Origin of the sequence: Variovorax sp. PBS-H4, from assembly GCF_901827205.1 — a bacterium.
Taxonomy (GTDB): domain Bacteria; phylum Pseudomonadota; class Gammaproteobacteria; order Burkholderiales; family Burkholderiaceae_C; genus Variovorax.
Genome location: NZ_LR594675.1, coordinates 3545994 through 3563831, shown reverse-complemented (window position 1 = coordinate 3563831; position 17838 = coordinate 3545994). Strand labels below are relative to the sequence as shown.

The window sequence follows — 17838 nt, the reverse complement described above, 5'->3', positions numbered from 1 at the left end:
GTGCCTCAGCCTGTCCAGGCCTGCACCTCCATTTCGACCCGCGCTCCCTTGTAGAGTTCGGCCTGCACGGTCGAGCGTGCCGGCAGCGCGGCGGCGAAATGCTTTGCGTATTCCTCGTTGAATGCCGCGAACTCGCCGAGGTCCGCCAGCCAGACGGTGACGCGCACCACATCGCTCATCCTGGCACCGCATTCGCCGAGCGTGAGTGCCACCCGCTCCAGGACCGCGCGGGTCTGGGCCTGTATGCCACCTTCGATGATGTTGGCTTGCGCGTCCATCGCCAGCACGCCGGACAGAAACAGGAAACCGCCGGCGCGCACCGCCTTCGAGAACGGAACAGGCAGGGGCGTGGGGTACCGCTCGATGCTCATGCAACCTCCTTGTCCTTGCGCAGGATCACCTGCCCGTTGCCAGCACCGCTGTGCCGCCCGTGCTGCCAGGTGATCGCGCCGTTGACGATCACCGCGTCGATGCCCTCGGCAGGCCGCGTCGGCGTTTCGTAGTTCGCGGCATCGCGCACGGTGGCGGCGTCGAAGATCACGACGTCGGCGTGGTGGCCCGGCTTGAGCGTGCCGCGCTCGTGCAACCCGAAGTTGCGCGCAGTCAGCCCGGTCATCTTCCACACCGCCGTTTCCAGCGGGAAGAGCCCGATGTCGCGCGCATAGTGGCCCAGCACGCGTGGGAAGGTACCCCACAGCCTCGGATGCGGCTTGTCGCCGACCGGAATGCCGTCGGAGCCGATCATGGTTTCGTCGAAGGCGAGAACGCGCTGAACGTCGTCCTCGTCCATCATGAAGTAGATCGCGCTGCCCGGCTGCAGCCGGATGGCGGCCTCTTCGCGGGAGACGCCCCATTCGGCAGCGATGTCCTGCAGGTCGCGGCCGGCGCATTCGGGATGCGGCACGCTGGAGGCAATCAGCACGCGTCCGTCGATCATCCCGCGGTCGGTGCGGATCATGGTCGAGCCGGCGGTGTAGGGGTAGCAATCGAGCGAGATGCACTGGTGCTGCATCGACTCCTTGATGAAGGGCAGTGTGACGCGTGTGCGGCCGTGGTTCTGCGCGTTCTGCACCTTGTGGTGCGAGACCACCACCGGGACATCGAGCGCGCGGCCGATGTGGAAGGTTTCCTCCAGTGCCTCCATCACGCGGTCGCCCTCGTCGCGCATGTGGGTGACGTAGAGCGCCTTGCGGGCCGTGAGCGGACGGGCGACTTCGATAATTTCCTCGGTCGTCGCCTTCACCGCAGGCGGATAGAAGGTGCCGGTCGACAGCCCGATCGCGCCTGCCTGCATGGCTTCTTCGACCAGCGACTGCATGGCGGCGATCTCGGCCTCGCTGGCCGGTCGGTCGAGGTCGGACATGGTTACGGCGCGCAGCGTCGAATGGCCCACCATCGCCGCGACGTTGACCGATGACGGCGTGGCGCGCAGTGCATCGAGGTAGGCCGCGAAAGTGGTGAAGCGGCCCTCGGCCGGTGATTCGAGCAGGCTCAGCGGCATCGGCAAATCCATGCCGGGGCGCAGCGGCGCGGCGCTGATGCCGCAGTTGCCCGCGACCACCGTGGTCACGCCCTGCGATATCTTGAATGGCATCTGCGACTGCGAGAGCACGGCCTGGTCGTCGTGCGTGTGCGAGTCGATGAAGCCGGGCGCGACGATGCGGCCGGCGGCATCCAGCGTCTGCCCTGCGGTCGAGCCGGAGAGATCGCCGATCGCAGCGATGCGGCCGTCGGTAATGCCGACGTCGGCTTCGAAGCGCGGCGCCTTGGTGCCGTCGATCACGGTGCCGCCGCGGATCAGCAGGTCGAAGTGGGAAGAATCGTTGCTCACGGCAATCCTTTGTCTCTTGGTTTCAGATGAATCCATGTCAGCGGAAATGGCAGGCGACCCAGTGGCCGCCGGCGGGACTCGATGGCCGTTCGCTGAGCTCGGGCGCCTTGTCCTCGCACACCGCCTGTGCCAGCGGACAGCGCGTATGAAAGCGGCAGCCGGAAGGCGGGTTGGCCGGGCTGGGCGGGTCGCCCTGCAGAAGAATGCGCCTGGCCGGCGTCCGTGGGTTGGGGACAGGCACCGCCGACAGCAGGATCTCCGTATAGGGATGGCGGGGCGCCGAGAACAGCGTGCCCCGGTCGGCGACCTCGACGATGTGGCCGAGGTACATCACCGCCACGCGATGGCTGATGTGGCGCACCACGGCGAGGTCGTGCGCAACGAAGAGGTAGGCGATGCCGAACTCGGCCTGCAGGTCCATCAGCAGGTTGACCACCTGCGCCTGCACCGACACGTCAAGCGCCGAAACCGGCTCGTCGCACACGATCAGCTTGGGATTGAGCGCAAGCGCCCGCGCGATGCCCAAGCGTTGTCGCTGGCCACCCGAAAACTCGTGCGGGTACTTCTTCACCGCTTCGGGTCGCAGGCCCACCTTGCTGAACAGCCACTGCACGCGTTCCCTGCGTTGCGCGCCCGACGCCATCCCGAAGTTCTTCAGCGGCTCGGCCACGATGTCGCCGGCCGACAAGCGCGGGTTCAGCGAGGCATACGGGTCCTGGAAGATGATCTGCAGCTCGCGCCGGCGCAAGCGCATCTCGTGCGCTGACAGCGTGGTCAGCTCCTCGCCTTCGAGCCGCACCGAGCCCGAGCTCGGCTCGACCAGACGCATCACCGACTTCGCGGTGGTGGTCTTGCCGCATCCCGATTCGCCGACCAGCGCCAGCGTCTCGCCGCGCGCAACGGTGAAGGAGACGCCGTCCACCGCCTGGACCGGCGGCCGGGGCTTGGCAAGCCAGCGTTGCCGCGCCGCGTAGTGCTTCGTGAGCTTCTGCACCTCGAGCAGCACGGGCGCGTTCATGCTGCCACCTCCTGCGCCCATTCGACGCGGCCTTCCGCGACCGCGAAGCAGGCGACGGCGTGGCCGGCACCCTGTTCGACGAGCGATGGCGTCTCGGCCGTGCAGCGCGCATTGGCATGCGGGCAGCGCGCTGCAAAGGCGCAGCCGCCGCCCAGTTCGTGCGGCGCCGGGACCATGCCCGGGATTTCCGCCAGCCGCGTGCCACTGCTGTTCATCGACGGCATCGAGGCCATCAGCGCGCGCGTGTACGGATGCTGCGGGCGGTCGAAGAGGTCGAGCACATCGGCTTCCTCGACCTTTCGCCCGGCATACATCACGATCACGCGGTCGCAGCTTTCGGCCACGACGCCGAGGTCGTGCGTGATCATGACCACGCCCATGCCCAATTCCTTCTGCAGCCGCTTGATGAGGTCGAGGATCTGGGCCTGGATCGTCACGTCGAGCGCCGTGGTGGGCTCGTCCGCGATCAAGACCTCGGGGTTGCAGGCCAAGGCCAGCGCGATCATCACGCGCTGGCGCATGCCGCCGGACAGCTGGTGCGGGTACTCGTTCACGCGGCGCCCGGGCTCGGGGATCTGGACCACGCGCAGCATCTCCATTGCACGGACGAGCGCATCGGCGCGGCCGAGCTTCTGGTGCAGCTGCACCGTCTCGGCGATCTGGCGGCCCACGGTCAGCACGGGGTTCAGCGAGGTCATCGGCTCCTGGAAGATCATCGAGATGCGATTGCCGCGGATCTGCCTCATTTCCCTCTCGCTCAGCCGGAGCAAGTCGGTGCCGCGCAGGCGCACCGTTCCGCTCATGCGCGCGGGCGGCATCGGCACCAGTCGCAGCACCGACAACGCCGTCACGCTCTTGCCGCAGCCCGATTCGCCGACCACGCCCAGCGTGCGGCCGGCGCGCACCGTGAAGGACACGCCGTCCACCGAGCGCACCGTCCCGGCGAGCGTGTCGAAATGCGTTCGCAGGTCCTGGACCTCGAGCACGGGTTCGCCGTCGGCGATGGAAATGCGGGACATCTTCATTGCGCGCGCCTCACAGCTGACGCGCCAGGCGAGGGTCGAGCGCATCGCGCAGGCCGTCGCCCAGCAGGTTGATGGCGAGCACTGTCGCGGCCAGCAGCAGCCCCGGGTACAGGATGATGTGGAACGCCACCGCCACGAAGTTGCGGCCCTCGGCCATCATGTTGCCCCAGCTCGGCGTCTGTGCCGGCACGCCGACGCCGAGAAATGACAGCACCGCCTCGGTCAGCACCGCCGCTGCGGCGACGAAGGTGGCCTGCACGATCAGCGGCGCCACGATGTTGGGCAGCACGTGACGCAGCAGGATCAGCGGCAGCCGTGTGCCGACCGCATGCGCCGCCTCGACGAAGAGCTGCTCGCGCAAGGTGAGGGCGAGCGAACGGACCAGCCGCGCCACCCGCGGGACCTCGGGGATGGTGATGGCCACGATGACGGTCGTGAGGCTGGCCTGCGTGACCGCCATCAGCGCGATCGCGAGCAGGATGCCGGGGATCGCCATCAGCCCGTCCATCACGCGCATGATGAAAGGATCGGTCCAGCGCACGAAGCCCGCCATCAACCCGAGCAGAACGCCGAACACGGTTGCGAGGCAAGCCACGGTGAGGCCGACCACCATCGAGACCCTGCCGCCCCACACCGCGCGGCTGAAGACGTCGCGGCCCAGCGCATCGGTGCCGAACCAGTGCTCGGCCGAGGCCGGCTGCATGCGCGCGAGGGGGTCGATGTCCTGCGGGTGATGGGTGGCGATCCATGGTGCCGCGATCGAGAGCAGCGCCATCGCGATCAGCAGCAGCGCGCCGAGGACGAGCGTCGGATGCTTGCGCAACCAGCGCCAGCGCCTGGGTGCGGCAGGCGCGTCGCTTGCCGGCAGTGCCTCGTTCAAGGGAAGGGTGCTGGACATGCTCAGTACTGGATGCGAGGGTCGAAGAGGCGGTAGCTCAGGTCGATGAGCAGGTTGATCAGCACGTACACGCCGGCCGAGATCAGGAGCACGCTCTGGATCACCGGATAGTCGTGGCGCTGGACGGAATCGATCACCAGGCGTCCGACTCCAGGAATGGCGAACACGGTTTCGGTCACCACCACGCCGCCGATCAGCAGCGCGATGCCCACGCCCACGGTGGTCGCGATCGGGATCGCCGCATTGCGCAGCGCATGGCCCAGAACGGGGAGGACGCCGAGACCCTTGGCACGCGCGGTACGGATGTAGTCCTCGTGCAGCACCTCCAACACGGTGGCGCGCGTCATGCGCGTCACCAGCGCGATGTAGACCAGCGCGAGGTTCACGCAGGGCAGCACCAGCGACCGCAGCCAGCCCACCGGGTCTTCGGCAAGGCGCACGTAGCCTTGCACCGGCAACCACGGCAGCTGAATCGCGAAGGTGTAGATCAGCAGGTAGCCGACCAGGAACACCGGGACCGAGAAGGCAAGCACCGCGAACAGCATCACCAGCCGGTCGATCCAGCTGCCTGCGCGGTGCGCGGCCAGCGTGCCCAGTGGCACGGCGACCACGAGCGTGATGGCCATCGTCAGCACCGCGATGGACAGGGTCGGCTCCAGCCGCTGGGCAAGCAGTTGCGCCACCGGCACCTGCGTGAAGATCGAGGTGCCGAGGTCGCCGGTGGCGAGCTTGCCGAGCCAGATGAGGAACTGCTGCGCGAGCGGCTGGTCCAGGCCGAGCGCGGTGCGCAGCTTGGCGATGTCATCGGCCGTGGCGAGGTCGCCCGCAATCAGCGCTGCCGGGTCGCCCGGAGACAGGTGGATCAGCAGGAACACGACCAGGGCCACCACCGCCATCACGGGCAGAGTGGACGCGAGGCGCCGGAGAAAGTAGCCCATGACTGCGAGCCTCCCGGCGCCGCCTACTTGTCGAGCATCCAGACCGTGGGCATGCCCGCCCACAGCTTGTCGACGCCCTTGAGGCTGGCGCGTGCGGCGAATGCGGCCGAGTACTGGCCCGCGCTCACGTATGGCACGGCTTCATAGGCCCGCTTCTGGAAGGCGTCGAGCAATTCCTTGCGCTTCGCAGGCACGGTCTCCCGGATCCATGCGGTGCGCAGTTCATCGAGCTGCTTGTCGCACGGCCATCCGGGCAGGCTGTTGCCGCAGGCGGGGCTCAGGTAGGCGTTGGTGATCGGGGAGTTGACGTCGAACTCGCCGGCCACGGTCACGTACATGTTCCAGCCGCCGGCCTCGGGCGCATCGCGCTTGGCGCGGCGCGCGCCGATCGAGGCCCAGTCCATGTTCTGCATGTCGACGTTCATGCCGATGCTGCGCATCGTCTGTGCGGCCATCAGCGCCTCCGCATTGAGGTAGGTGACGTCGCTGGGCACCAGCAGGACGACCTTCTCGCCCTTGTAGCCCGCCTCCGCAAGCAGTTGCTTGGCCTTGGCGAGATCGGGCTTGCGGAATGGCTCGGCGCCGGCATCCGTCTCGTTGGGGCTGCCGCAGATGAAGTAGCTCGCACAGTAGGTCACGCGCATGTCCAGGGGGTAGCCCATGGCGGCCGTGAAGCGCTCCTGGTTCACCGCGTGCAGCAGGGCCTGTCGCGCCTTCGGGTTGTTGAAGGGCGGATGCAGCTGGTTCAGCACCAGGAAGCCTTGCCACGCACCCGCCGCGCCGACCTTGATGCTCTTGTCGGTGCGAAGCGGCGCAATGTAGTCGGGCGGCAACTGCTCCACCAGGTCGACCTCGCCCGCCTTGAGGGCCGCGATGGCGCTGTTGGCATCGGGCAGGTAGAGCCACTCGACGCGCTCGAAGCTGGTCTTCTTGCTGCCTGCCAGGCCGCTGGGCGGCTCGCTGCGCGCCACATAGTTGGGGTTGCGCACGAACACGGCCTTGTTGCCCGGCACCCATTCGTCGCGCTTGAAGATGAAGGGGCCTGAGCCCAGCACTTCGGTCAGCGGCGAGGTGGCGGGCATCCTGGCCAGGCGCTCGGGCAGGATCACCGGAGGAAAGCCGGAGGGCTTCGCCAGCGCATCGAGCACCATGCCGAACGGCTCGTTCAACGAGAGGCTGAAGCTCTGCGCATCGACCGCCTTCCATTGGGCGCCGGCCGCGCCCATCGCACGGCCCAGGCTGTCGCGCGCGCCCCAGCGCTGAAGCGAAGCGATCACGTCGGCCGAGGTGACGGCGCTGCCGTCGGAGAACTTCAGGCCCGGGCGCAGCGTGAAGCTCCACTGTTTGCCGTCCTTGGAGCTGGTGTACTTGTCGACCATCTGCGGTTTGGGCGCGCCGGTCGCGTCCTGCGCGAACAGCGTGTCGTAGACCATGTAGCCGAAATTGCGCGAGATGTAGGCGGTGGTGAAGGTCGGGTCGAGGATCTTCAAGTCGGCGTGTGCCACCACCTTCAGCGTCTTGGCCTGTTGCTGCGCCTGTGCTGGCAGGCTGACCGCCGCGAGGCTCATGGCTCCAGCGGCAGCGAGGGCGGCAAGGGTGCGTCGTTTCATCGTCGGTTCTCCGGTCTGGGTGGATTCAGGCAGCGGTGTCGAGCGGCCACTTCGGCCGCCGGACCTTGCGATAGGGAAGGGTCGTGAGGTCCAGAGTCACGGCGCCGGGCGCGCGGGCATAGATCACGTGCCTGGCGACCTTCGAGAAGGAGGCGTAGAAGTGCTGGGACGACTTGACCACGATGATCTTCTTCGCCGCGAGGTCGCAGCCGAGCTGCGTGAAGAGGTCTGTTCCCATGGCCTGGTTGCGCAGCGTGATCAGCACAATCTCGATGCCGCTGGCCTCGACCAGCGCGCTGTCACCCATCAGCGTGGGCGTGTTCGACAGTCCGGTCATCACCAGGTCGCGCTGCAGCGCCTTGACCGTGCAGTCGAGGTCGAGCGGATCGCCCGAGAGCGGGCTGATCTTGCCGCCGATGCGCATCGGCAGCCTGGCGCCGACGCCGGCATCGAAGGCGATGCGCACGGCGACCGGGTCCCACATCGGTCCGATCGCCGCATTGCCGATGCCCCGCTCGACCATGCGGCGCAGGATGAACGTCGCGTCGCTCGCCGCGCCGCCGCCTGGGTTGTCGGCGCCGTCTGCCAGCACGACCGGTCCGCCGTCGAAGGCGAGGGCCTCGTCGAGCGCGGCGTCGATCCCGGGGTAACGCACGCCGAGCGCTTCGCGCATGCCGATCAGCTCGTCGGCCAGGCGGCGCGCGAGCGCATCGGCCTTGGCCCGGTCACCGTCGGTGTAGACCAGGACCTTGGTGCCCATCTCGGGCACGTCGCCCCAGGCGAAGCCGTGCGCGACAGAGACCGAGAGCACACCGTCCTTGCCTTCCATCGACTGCAGGCGGTCGACGAAGCTGCGGGCCGGCTCACGCGATGTGTGGATGGTCACGATCATCTCGCAATCGACCATCGAGGCCACCGGCCGGATCTTGCCCTCGACCTTGGCGGCGCACAGGTCCACCAATTCGATCGCGCGCTCGAACACGTCGGTGTGCGGGTATTCCTTGAAGGCGATGAGCAGGTCGGCGTTGTCCACCATCTCGCGCGTCAAATGGCTGTGCGGATCGAGCTCGGCGCCGACCACGACATCGGGACCGACGATCGCGCGCACGCGCTGCAGCAGGTCGCCTTCGCAGTCGTCGTAGCCATCGGCCACCATGGCACCGTGCAGGCCGAGCACCACCATGTCGACCGGCAGCGCGGCGTGCAGGTCAGCGAGCAATTCATCGCGCAGGGTCTCGTAGGCGTGCCGGGTGGTGGTACCGCTGGGCTGCGCGCCGGCCACCATGCCCTCGACCAGGTCCCAGCCGCGCTCCTTGCCACGCAGCCGCGCGGCCCACAGCGGGCCCGAGAAGAAGGTCATCTGCTCCGGATGTTTCCCTGCCGGGAAGTAGCCGCGGTCCTTGAAGGACGCGAGTCCGGTGGGCATGGGCCCGAAGGTGTTGGTTTCGGTGGCGAGGGATCCGCTGAAGACACGCACGAAAGCTCCTTGTGAAGATGGAACGGGGCTCAGGCGGCGCGGCGCCGCAAGCGTTGCGGCCCCAGCATCTCGGCCGTGAGCCCGAAGGAAGCGGCATGCGCGGGCACCGGCAGGCCGCGTGCCAGCGCTGCACAGGTCTCTCCCATGGCGGCCGAGGTCTGGATGCCGTAGCCGCCCTGCGCCGCGATCCAGAAAAAGCCCGGCACCGCGTCGTCGAAACCGCCGACGAGGTCGCCGTCGGAAACGAAGGAACGCAGCCCGGCCCAGCTGCGTGCAGGCCGGCGAATCGCGAGCGTGGTCGCTTCCTCGATGCGGTGGATGGCGAGCGCGATGTCCATCTCCTCGGGCTGCACGTCCTGCGGCTCGACCAGGTCGGCGTTGGCGGGTGAGCCGAGCAGCATGCCGGCGTCGGGCTTGATGTACCAGTCCTCTTCTGCACCGAAGGCCATGGGCCAGCGTGCGATATCCGCATCGGGCGGCGGCGCGAAGGTGAAGGCCGAGCGGCGGCGCGGCTCGATGCCGATCGGCTGCGCGCCCGCGAGCCGCGCAATGGCATCGACCCAGGCGCCGGCGGCATTGAGCACCACGGGAGCCTCGTACACGCTGCCGCCCGCTTCGACGCGCCAGCGCTCGCCCGTGCGGGTCATCGAGGTGACCTCGGCATCGCAAACCAGCTGGCCGCCAGCCTGGCGCATGCCGCGCAGGTAGCCCTGGTGGATGGCATGCACGTCCATGTCTGCGGCATCGGGCTCGTAGACGGCGCCTTGCACCTGGTCGGGGCGAAGCGCCGGAATGAGCCTGCGGGCCGCGTCGCCGTCCAGGCGCTGGGCACCGCGGTCCATGGCCTGCAGCACTTGCCAGTGCGCTTCGAGTTGGGGCATCTGCGCCGCACTCGCGACCATCATCGCTCCGCGCGGCGTGAGCAGCGGGTGCTCGCCGAAGCACGGCGGCGGCGCCGACAGGAAGGCGCGGCTCGCCATCGTGAGCGCGCGCACTTGCGCAGTGCCGTAGCTCTCCATGAACAGTGCGGCCGAACGACCCGTGGAGTGATAGCCCGGCTGCGCCTCGCGCTCCAGCACGACGGTGCGGCCATGCGGCGCCAGCCAGTGCGCGACCGATGCACCGGCAATGCCGCCGCCGATGACGAGGTAGTCGGCTTGCACCGGGGGAGGGTGGGAAGTCATCGAATGAGGTCGTGTGGAGAGCCCGGAATGCGACGAAGTTTAGTCAGAAATTTGCGGATACGAAAAAACTTGATCGCCTCTACGGGTAAATACTGCGCCTCTTGCTGGTGTGATTTGCGTCAACGCAATTTGCGTATACGCAACTTGTGTGCCACGAAAAGCGGCAAAATCCGAGGCTGAGCCACCAGGACCCCGACTTGAAAGCACACCCCGCCGCCCGGCCCGACGCCGAACCCCATACGCTCGACCGCGATGCCTTCGGCAAGCGCCTGCGCACCGCGCGCAAGGCCTTTGGCTGGACCCTGGCGCAGCTGGCGGAGCTTTCGGGTGTGTCGATCACTACCATCTCGCGCGCCGAGCGCGGGCAGCTCGCACTCGGCTACGAGAACTTCGCGGCGCTCGGGCGGGCACTGCAGATGGACATGAACGCCATGTTCGCGGGCGAGGGTGTCAAGCCGGCGCAGCTCGACGGACCAGTCGTGACGCGCGCGGGCAAGGGCGTGGTCTACCGCGGCTTGTCATTCGCCTACGAATTCCTGGGCACCACGGCAGCCGGCAAGAAGATGAGCCCCGTGGTCGGCACGGTGCACGCACGCCGCATCCACGGCCCGGAGGATTTCGCCCGCCATGCGGGCGAAGAGTTCGCCTACGTCCTCGTGGGCGAGATGGACGTTCATTTCGAGAATGGCGACGTCGTTCACCTGGCGCGCGGCGACTCGATCTACTTCGACAGCCGCATCGGCCACGCCTACGTCAGCGTCAGCCGCCAACTCGCGAAGATCGTCGGCGTGACATCCACGGAGAGCAGCTTCATGCAGCGGGCCCGGGATGGCGAGCGGCGCATGGCGGATGCGCCGGGGGCGGCGGCGGTGCCGGCGAGGAAGGGCACGACGGCGAAGCGCGGCGCAGGGCGGGCGCGGTAACGATCGTGGAGATCGATGCCCTCGTCGCTTCCGGACCGAGAAGAGCCCACCGCAGCCCGCAAGGAGGGACAATGCGCGCGTACGCCCGCTACTTCACCTGCCGCTTCCCCAACTTCCGAGCCAGCGTCCGCCGATGCATGCCCAGCCGCCGCGCCGCCTCGGAGATGTTGAAGCCGGTCTCGGCCAGCACCTCGTGGATGCGCTCCCATTCCAGCGTCTTGATCGAGGTGGAGCGCTCGGTCAGCGCGACCTCGGCGTCGCCCTGCGCGCGGCCGAAGGCAGCCTCGATGTCGTCGGTGTTCGAGGGCTTGGCGAGGTAGTGGCAGGCGCCGAGCTTGATGGCCTCGACCGCGGTGGCGATGCTGGCGTAGCCGGTGAGCACCACGATCAGCATGGTGGCGTCGTGCTGATGCAGCATCTGCACGCAGGCCAGGCCCGAGGCGCCGCCGGCCAGTTTCAGGTCCACCACCGCATAGCCGGGGGAATGGTCCTGCAGCAGCGCCGTCACCTGCTCGGCACTGGCGGCCACGAGCACCTGGTAGCCGCGCCGCTCGAAGGAGCGGCTCAGCGTGCGCGCGAAAGCGGCATCGTCCTCGACGATCAGCAGCAGCCGTTGCTCAGCGTCCATGGCGCGCAGTCTCCTCCGGAGTCAGTGCGCCCAGCGGAAGGCGCAGCGTCACGGCGGCCCCGCCTTCGGGGCGGTTCCGGGCCGACACGCTGCCGCCGAGCGTGCGCGCGACGTTGACGACCAGGAACAGGCCCAGCCCCCCGCCGGGCCGGCCCTTGCTCGACTGGTAAGGCTTGCCCAGGTGCGCCAGCATCTCGGGAGCGAAGCCCGGGCCGGCATCGCTCACTGTCAGTCGCAGCCACTCGCCTTCGCGCGCGGCTTCCAGGCCGACCCAGCGGGGCGAGGCCTCCAGCGCGTTGTCGAGCACGTTGTAGAGCGTCTGCTTCAAGGCCGAATCCGACACGATGGCGACATCGTCGCCGAACACGTTGGAATAGGCCAGCGCATCGAGCGTGCGGGTGGCGCGCCACTCGGCCACCAGCTCGTCCATGAAGGCGTTGACGGTGGTGTGCGCCGGCGCCTCGCCGCGCGCCTCGCCGGCCGACAGCAGGATGCCGCTGACGATGGTCTTGCAGCGCGCCACCTGGGCCTGCATTTCCTCGATTTCCTGCCGGAGCTCGGGCTCGGCGGCGAAAGGCTGCATGCGCTGCCAGTCGCCCAGGATCACCGCCAGCGTGGCGAGCGGCGTGCCGAGCTCGTGGGCCGCGCCACTCGCCAGCAGGCCCATCCGCACGATGTGCTCCTCCTCGGCGGCGCGCTGGCGCAGGCCGGCCAGCCGGGCGTCGCGCGCGCGCAGGTTGCGGTTGATGCGGGCGATGAAGATGGCCAGCAGCGCGGCATTGAGTGCGAAGCAGACCAGCAGGCCCTGGATGTAAGGGCTGGCGAGGCCGCGGCCGTTTTCCGGCGGGATCTCCAGGGGCCGGTGAAACAGGATCAGACCGACGAAGCAGGCCACTGTCACGCCGATCAGCGTGTGCGAGTAGACCGGGCCCAGCAGCACCGCGCCCAGGCAGACCTGGAGAAGGAACAGGAAGATGAAGGGATTGGTGACGCCGCCGCTCAGGTAGAGCTGCGCGGTCAGCGTGCCGACGTCGGCCAGGAGCGCGACGAAGAGCTCGAGGTCCGTCACGTCCTCGTGATGATCCCAGCGCCACAGGCTCACCAGGTTGAAGATGGCGAGGAAACCGAGCGCGCCGAGCATCGGTCCCAGCGGCAGGCGGATGCCGAAGCCGAAGTGCACGAACGCAATGGTGGCGACCTGGCCGACCACGGCGATCCAGCGCAGCTGGATCAGCTGCTGCATGTTCTTCAGGCCGGTGGCGTCGGCTTCAGTCTGCGGCTGAATCACGGGTACTTTCGGCGACGTCGGTCGCGCCCGGCCCGTGCGTCCTGCGCAGGCGGTGCTCGGCGCGCGCCACCAGCCAGGCGGCCAGCGCGACGCCCAGGGCCAGGCCGAACCAGGTGAGGGCGTAGACCAGGTGGTTGTTGTGGAAGGCGATCACGGTCAGTCCGCCCACCGGCCATCGCGGCTCGGCGCCCGTGGGCTGCGCGGCGGGGGCGTCCTCGTCCACGAAGAAAGGGGCGACGTGCGGCAGCCCGCGCGCCGCGGCGATGGCCTGCACGTCGCGCGAGAACCAGCGGTCGGCCGCCGGGTCGTTGCGGCGCAGGAAGCCGCCGCCGGGTTCGCTGATGCGCAGCAGGCCGGTCAGGCGCACCTCGCCCACGGGCTCGTTGCCGCTGCGCGTGGCGCGCTCGCGGCGCTCGTGCGGCACGAAGCCGCGGTTGACCAGGATGACGCCGTGTGCAGTGCGCAGCGGCGTCAGCACCCAGTAGCCTGGCCCGAGCCGGGTCGAGGCCTGAACCAGGGCTTCGCGCTCGTGGAGAAGAACGCCTTCGAGCCGCAGGTGCCGGTATTCATATTCGCCAGCGTCGATGCGCGGCCAGTCTGCCGGCGCAGGGGCGTCCGCCGGTGGGGCATGCACGCGCGACTCGACACGCTCGATCAGCGCCAGCTTCCACGCCCGCCGCTCGAGCTGCCAGATGCCCAGTGCCGCGAACAGCGCAAAAAGAAGAACGCCGGCAAGGGCGAGCACCGCCAGCGCCGGCGTGGAACGCGGTCCCCGCGATGGATCGGGCGGCGTCCGGCTCAAGGCATGTTGCGCATCTCGTGCATGGATGCCGGCATCATGTTGTGGTTGAGGTGGAACATCACCCAGAGCGAGCCGCTGAGCGTGATCACCACCAGCACGATGGTGAAGATCAGCGCCAGCATGTTCCAGCCGCCTTCCGAGCGCGCGTTGAGGTGCAGGAAGTAGATCATGTGGACCACGATCTGCACGGCCGCGAAGCCCAGGATCACGAAGGCGGTGGTGCCCGGGCTCTCGAAGACCTTGCCCATCACCAGCCAGAAGGGGATGGCCGTGAGGATGACCGAGAGGACGAAGCCCGTCAGGTAGCCCTTGGCGCTGATGTGAAGGCCGTGGTCGTCGTCATCGTGCCCATGGCCGTGGTGCTCGTCGTGATGCTGCGGCGCGCTCATCGCAGGCTCCCCATCAGGTAGACAAAGGTGAAGACGCCGATCCACACGACGTCCAGGAAGTGCCAGAACATCGACAGGCAGAACAGCCGCCGCTTGTTCTCGGCGATCAGCCCATGCTTGCCGACCTGGATCATCAGCGTGATCAGCCAGATGATGCCGAAGCTGACGTGCAGCCCGTGCGTGCCCACCAGCGTGAAGAAGGAGGACAGGAAGGCGCTGCGCTGCGGGCCGGCGCCTTCGTGCAGCAGGTGGGCGAACTCGTAGAGCTCGATGCCGATGAAGCCCGCGCCGAGCAAGCCGGTGATGGCCAGCCACATCAGCGTGCCGCCCTTGCGCTTCTTCAGCATCTCCAGCATCGCGAAGCCGTAGGTGATGGAGGACAGCAGCAGCAGCGCAGTGTTGACCGCCACCAGGGGCAGGTCGAACAGGTCGGCACCCGAAGGGCCCGCGGCATAGCTGCGGCCCAGCACGCCGTACATCGCGAACAGGCAGGCGAACACCAGGCAGTCGCTCATCAGGTAGAGCCAGAAGCCCAGCAGCGTGCCGTTCTCCGGGTGGTGCTCTTCCGTCACGAGGAACACCGAACGGTCCGCCATGCGGGCCGCGACAGGGGAGGAGTGGGCGGTGATCTCAGACATGGCCGGCCAGCATGCGTGTGCGCGCCGCTTCCGTACGGACGACCTCGTCCGCAGGGATGTGGTAATCGCGCTTGTAGTTGAAGGTATGGATGATGGTCGCGAGGATGAGCGCGGCGAAGGCCACGCCGGCGATCAGCCACATGTGCCAGATGAGCGCAAAGCCCATCACCGCGCTGATGACCGACAGCACGAAGCCCGCGGCGGTGTTCTTCGGCATGTGGATGGGCGCGAAGCCGTCCACCGGCCGCTCGTAGCCGCGTTGCTTCATGTCCCACCAGGCATCGTTGTCATGGATGCGCGGGGTAAACGCGAAGTTGTAGGCCGGCGGCGGCGAGGAGGTGGACCACTCCAGCGTGCGGCCGTGCCACGGGTCGCCGGTCGTGTCGCGCAGCGATTCGCGCCGCATGAAGCTCACCACCAGCTGGATGAGGAAGCTGAGGATGCCCAGCGCGATCAGGAACGCACCGAAGGCGGCGATCTGGAACCAGATCTGCAGCGAAGGGTCCTCGATGTAGTTCAGCCGGCGCGTCACGCCCATCAGGCCCAGCGCGTACAGCGGCATGAAGGCGAAGTAGAAGCCGGTCAGCCAGAACCAGAAGGCGCACTTGCCCCAGAACGGGTCGAGCTTGAAGCCGAAGGCCTTCGGGAACCAGTAGGTGATCGCGGCGAAGGCGCCGAACACCACGCCGCCGATGATCACGTTGTGGAAGTGCGCGATCAGGAACAGGCTGTTGTGCAGCACGAAGTCTGCCGGGGGCACGGCCAGCAGCACGCCGGTCATGCCGCCGATCACGAAGGTGACCATGAAGCCGATGGTCCACAGCATGGGCACCTCGTACTTGATGCGCCCGTGGTACATCGTGAAGAGCCAGTTGAAGATCTTCGCCCCGGTCGGGATCGAGATGATCATCGTGGTGATGCCGAAGAAGGAATTCACGCTCGCGCCCGAGCCCATGGTGAAGAAGTGGTGCAGCCACACCAGGTACGACAGGATGGTGATCACCACGGTCGCATACACCATCGACGCATAGCCGAACAGGCGCTTGCGGCTGAAGGTCGACACGATCTCGGAGAAGGCGCCGAAGATCGGCAGGATCAGGATGTACACCTCCGGATGGCCCCAGATCCAGATGAGGTTGACGTACATCATCGGATTGCCGCCGAGCTCGTTGGTGAAGAAGTTCGTCCCGACATAGCGGTCCATCGACAGCAGCGCCAGCACGGCCGTCAGCACCGGGAAGGCGGCGACGATCAGCACGTTGGTGCACAGCGCGGTCCAGGTGAAGACGGGCATCTTCATCAGGCTCATGCCGGGGGCGCGCATCTTGACGATGGTCGCGATCAGGTTCACCCCCGAGAGCAAGGTCCCGACCCCCGCGATCTGGAGGGACCATATGTAGTAGTCCACCCCCACGTCCGGGCTGTAGAGGATGCCCGAGAGCGGCGGGTAGGCCAGCCAGCCGGTCTTGGCGAACTCGCCGATGAACAGCGACGCCATCACCAGCATCGCGCCCATGGTGGTCATCCAGAAGCTGAAGTTGTTGAGGAAGGGGAAGGCCACGTCGCGCGCCCCGATCTGCAGCGGCACCACGTAGTTCATGAGGCCGGTCACCAGCGGCATGGCCACGAAGAAGATCATGATCACGCCGTGCGCCGTGAAGATCTGGTCGTAGTGGTGCGGCGGCAGGTAGCCCGCGTTGTGGCCGAAGGCAACGGCCTGCTGCAGCCGCATCATGATCGCGTCGGAGAAGCCGCGCAGCAGCATCACCAGGCCCAGCACGATGTACATCACGCCGATCTTCTTGTGGTCGATGCTGGTGATCCAGTCGCGCCACAACGTGCCCCAGACGCGGAAGTAGGTCATCGCGCCCACGAGCGCGAGGCCGCCCAGCGCCACGGCGATGAAGGTCGCCACCAGGATGGGCTCGTGGTAGGGGATGGCCTCCCAGGTGAGGCGGCCGAAGATCAACTTCGTCAGGTCGGGATGGTCGGGCATCGTGTCTCTCGAATACCAAGTGGGGGGCGCTGCGCGGGCTGCGCCTGGAATGTCGGGTGGCCTCTGGGGATCGGGGGCGGGGTTACTGGATGACCGTGCGTGCGGGCAGCGGTGCGCCGGTCGGGTTGTCGGCCGTGCAGAGCTCGGTCGCGACGGTACGCATCGGCCGCCCCTGCTCGCCGCGCGGGACTTCGGTCAGCGCCTGGGGCGAAAGCCCGGCCTTGCCGGCGCCACCGGTGGCATCGACGGCCATCATCTGCCGCATGCACATCTTGCCGGGCTCCACGCAGCGGTTGAGGATGGCGTCGTACAGGCCGGGCGCGACGCCGGCGTAGCGGCGCACCGGCTCGCGCTCGCTCGGGCGCTCGAGCTGCAGGTATTCGTCGCGGCCGAGCGTCTTGCCCTCGGCCTTGGCCTTTTGCACCCAGCTGTCGAACTCGGCATGCGGCACGCCGTGGAACTTGAAGCGCATGCCCGAGAAGCCCGCGCCGCTGTAATTGGCGGAGAAGCCGTCGTACTCGCCGGGATGGTTGATGACCGCGTGCAGCTTGGTTTCCATCCCGGGCATGGCGTAGATCTGGCCGGCCAGCGCGGGGATGTAGAAGGAGTTCATGACCGAGGAAGCCGTGATCTTGAACTGGATGGGGCGGTCCACCGGCGCTGCCATTTCGTTGACGGTCGCAATGCCCTGTTCAGGGTAGAAGAACAGCCACTTCCAGTCCAGCGCGACCACTTCGACCACGAGCGGCCTGGTGCCCTCGGGCACTTCGCGCTTCTCGGCGATGCGGTCGAGCGGCCGGTAGGGGTCGAGGGTGTGGGTGCTGATCCAGGTCAGGGCCCCGAGGGCGATGATGATCAGCAGCGGCGCGGCCCAGATCACCAGCTCGAGCTGGGTGGAATGGTCCCAGTCGGGCTTGTAGGTCGCTCCGGTGTTGGACTGGCGGTAACGCCACGCGAACAGGAAGATGAGCGCGATCACCGGCACGATGATCAGCAGCATCAGCAGGGTGGATATCACCACCAGCCGGCCCTGCTGGGCAGCGATGTCCCCGGACGGATTCAGCACCACCATGTTGCAGCCTGCGAGCAGCAGGGCAAGAATGACGAGGGCCGACCGGCGGAGAGTGGGTAGGAGTGACATGCCAGGGTGGGATGAAAAGCGCGTAACGCGGGAAAACGCGAATGGCCAGTGC

Annotated in this window: 17 protein-coding genes; 1 reads left to right on the top strand and 16 read right to left on the bottom strand. The window is 67.7% G+C overall.

Annotated elements, in window-relative coordinates; all coding sequences use genetic code 11:
- Window positions 1–5: 5 nt before the first annotated feature.
- From E5CHR_RS16870 to E5CHR_RS16830, 9 genes are read right to left on the bottom strand one after another with little or no spacing between them, the layout of a single operon-like run.
- Window positions 6–371 (bottom strand): RidA family protein, encoded by a 366-nt coding sequence (locus E5CHR_RS16870; protein ID WP_162580919.1) that lies wholly within the window; start codon window positions 369–371, stop codon window positions 6–8.
- Window positions 368–1831 (bottom strand): N-acyl-D-amino-acid deacylase family protein, encoded by a 1464-nt coding sequence (locus E5CHR_RS16865; RefSeq protein WP_162580918.1) that lies wholly within the window; start codon window positions 1829–1831, stop codon window positions 368–370. The genes E5CHR_RS16870 and E5CHR_RS16865 overlap by 4 nt, the downstream gene beginning before the upstream one ends.
- A gap of 37 nt (window positions 1832–1868) precedes the next feature.
- Window positions 1869–2849, bottom strand: a complete 981-nt coding sequence (locus E5CHR_RS16860) for an ABC transporter ATP-binding protein (RefSeq protein WP_162580917.1) — start codon at window positions 2847–2849, stop codon at window positions 1869–1871.
- Complete coding sequence (locus E5CHR_RS16855; RefSeq protein ID WP_162580916.1) at window positions 2846–3874, bottom strand: ABC transporter ATP-binding protein; 1029 nt, start codon at window positions 3872–3874, stop codon at window positions 2846–2848. The genes E5CHR_RS16860 and E5CHR_RS16855 overlap by 4 nt, the downstream gene beginning before the upstream one ends.
- 10 nt (window positions 3875–3884) lie before the next feature.
- Window positions 3885–4772 carry an ABC transporter permease gene (locus E5CHR_RS16850; protein ID WP_162580915.1) on the bottom strand — a complete coding sequence of 296 codons (888 nt, stop codon included), beginning with the start codon at window positions 4770–4772 and terminating at the stop codon, window positions 3885–3887.
- Window positions 4773–4774: 2 nt separating this feature from the next.
- The gene (locus tag E5CHR_RS16845) at window positions 4775–5710 is read right to left on the bottom strand and encodes an ABC transporter permease (protein WP_162580914.1); all 936 of its coding nucleotides are present in this window, start codon (window positions 5708–5710) and stop codon (window positions 4775–4777) included.
- A 23-nt stretch (window positions 5711–5733) separates the two neighbouring features.
- A complete protein-coding gene (locus E5CHR_RS16840) occupies window positions 5734–7320 on the bottom strand; it encodes an ABC transporter substrate-binding protein (RefSeq protein ID WP_162580913.1) in 1587 nt (528 codons plus the stop codon).
- Between the two features lie 25 nt (window positions 7321–7345).
- Window positions 7346–8797 carry a M81 family metallopeptidase gene (locus E5CHR_RS16835; protein ID WP_162580912.1) on the bottom strand — a complete coding sequence of 484 codons (1452 nt, stop codon included), beginning with the start codon at window positions 8795–8797 and terminating at the stop codon, window positions 7346–7348.
- Between the two features lie 29 nt (window positions 8798–8826).
- A complete protein-coding gene (locus tag E5CHR_RS16830) occupies window positions 8827–9981 on the bottom strand; it encodes an NAD(P)/FAD-dependent oxidoreductase (protein WP_162580911.1) in 1155 nt (384 codons plus the stop codon).
- 197 nt (window positions 9982–10178) lie between these two features.
- On the opposite strand from E5CHR_RS16830, the gene E5CHR_RS16825 reads away from it, so the two are divergent.
- Complete coding sequence (locus E5CHR_RS16825; protein ID WP_162580910.1) at window positions 10179–10904, top strand: helix-turn-helix domain-containing protein; 726 nt, start codon at window positions 10179–10181, stop codon at window positions 10902–10904.
- 88 nt (window positions 10905–10992) lie between these two features.
- On the opposite strand, the gene E5CHR_RS16820 is transcribed toward E5CHR_RS16825, so the two are convergent.
- From E5CHR_RS16820 to cyoA, 7 genes are all read right to left on the bottom strand, one after another.
- The gene (locus tag E5CHR_RS16820; protein WP_162580909.1) at window positions 10993–11532 is read right to left on the bottom strand and encodes a response regulator transcription factor; all 540 of its coding nucleotides are present in this window, start codon (window positions 11530–11532) and stop codon (window positions 10993–10995) included.
- Entirely contained in the window at window positions 11522–12775 is a 1254-nt protein-coding gene (locus E5CHR_RS16815) for an ATP-binding protein (RefSeq protein ID WP_162583755.1), read from the bottom strand. The genes E5CHR_RS16820 and E5CHR_RS16815 overlap by 11 nt, the downstream gene beginning before the upstream one ends.
- Before the next feature lie 25 nt (window positions 12776–12800).
- Window positions 12801–13622: an SURF1 family protein gene (locus E5CHR_RS16810; RefSeq protein ID WP_232062085.1), complete on the bottom strand. Its 822-nt coding sequence runs from the start codon at window positions 13620–13622 to the stop codon at window positions 12801–12803.
- Window positions 13619–14011, bottom strand: coding sequence for a cytochrome o ubiquinol oxidase subunit IV (gene cyoD, locus E5CHR_RS16805; RefSeq protein ID WP_162580908.1), 393 nt, complete (start codon window positions 14009–14011; stop codon window positions 13619–13621). Before cyoD ends, E5CHR_RS16810 begins: the two co-directional genes overlap by 4 nt.
- A complete protein-coding gene (gene cyoC, locus E5CHR_RS16800) occupies window positions 14008–14649 on the bottom strand; it encodes a cytochrome o ubiquinol oxidase subunit III (protein ID WP_162580907.1) in 642 nt (213 codons plus the stop codon). Before cyoC ends, cyoD begins: the two co-directional genes overlap by 4 nt.
- Window positions 14642–16645, bottom strand: a complete 2004-nt coding sequence (gene cyoB / locus E5CHR_RS16795; RefSeq protein ID WP_162580906.1) for a cytochrome o ubiquinol oxidase subunit I — start codon at window positions 16643–16645, stop codon at window positions 14642–14644. The genes cyoC and cyoB overlap by 8 nt, the downstream gene beginning before the upstream one ends.
- Window positions 16646–16727: 82 nt before the next feature.
- Window positions 16728–17786 carry a ubiquinol oxidase subunit II gene (gene cyoA, locus E5CHR_RS16790; protein ID WP_162580905.1) on the bottom strand — a complete coding sequence of 353 codons (1059 nt, stop codon included), beginning with the start codon at window positions 17784–17786 and terminating at the stop codon, window positions 16728–16730.
- Between the last annotated feature and the right edge of the window lie 52 nt (window positions 17787–17838).

What these genes read in the sequence shown, in the direction of transcription:
- E5CHR_RS16870 (WP_162580919.1), bottom strand. Translation starts at nt 371, where the DNA reads ATGAGCATCGAGCGGTACCCCACGCCCCTGCCTGTTCCGTTCTCGAAG.
- E5CHR_RS16860 (WP_162580917.1), bottom strand. Translation starts at nt 2,849, where the DNA reads ATGAACGCGCCCGTGCTGCTCGAGGTGCAGAAGCTCACGAAGCACTAC.
- E5CHR_RS16855 (WP_162580916.1), bottom strand. Translation starts at nt 3,874, where the DNA reads ATGAAGATGTCCCGCATTTCCATCGCCGACGGCGAACCCGTGCTCGAG.
- E5CHR_RS16850 (WP_162580915.1), bottom strand. Translation starts at nt 4,772, where the DNA reads ATGTCCAGCACCCTTCCCTTGAACGAGGCACTGCCGGCAAGCGACGCG.
- E5CHR_RS16845 (WP_162580914.1), bottom strand. Translation starts at nt 5,710, where the DNA reads ATGGGCTACTTTCTCCGGCGCCTCGCGTCCACTCTGCCCGTGATGGCG.
- E5CHR_RS16840 (WP_162580913.1), bottom strand. Translation starts at nt 7,320, where the DNA reads ATGAAACGACGCACCCTTGCCGCCCTCGCTGCCGCTGGAGCCATGAGC.
- E5CHR_RS16830 (WP_162580911.1), bottom strand. Translation starts at nt 9,981, where the DNA reads ATGACTTCCCACCCTCCCCCGGTGCAAGCCGACTACCTCGTCATCGGC.
- E5CHR_RS16820 (WP_162580909.1), bottom strand. Translation starts at nt 11,532, where the DNA reads ATGGACGCTGAGCAACGGCTGCTGCTGATCGTCGAGGACGATGCCGCT.
- E5CHR_RS16815 (WP_162583755.1), bottom strand. Translation starts at nt 12,775, where the DNA reads ATGCAGCAGCTGATCCAGCTGCGCTGGATCGCCGTGGTCGGCCAGGTC.
- cyoD (WP_162580908.1), bottom strand. Translation starts at nt 14,011, where the DNA reads ATGAGCGCGCCGCAGCATCACGACGAGCACCACGGCCATGGGCACGAT.
- cyoC (WP_162580907.1), bottom strand. Translation starts at nt 14,649, where the DNA reads ATGTCTGAGATCACCGCCCACTCCTCCCCTGTCGCGGCCCGCATGGCG.
- cyoB (WP_162580906.1), bottom strand. Translation starts at nt 16,645, where the DNA reads ATGCCCGACCATCCCGACCTGACGAAGTTGATCTTCGGCCGCCTCACC.
- cyoA (WP_162580905.1), bottom strand. Translation starts at nt 17,786, where the DNA reads ATGTCACTCCTACCCACTCTCCGCCGGTCGGCCCTCGTCATTCTTGCC.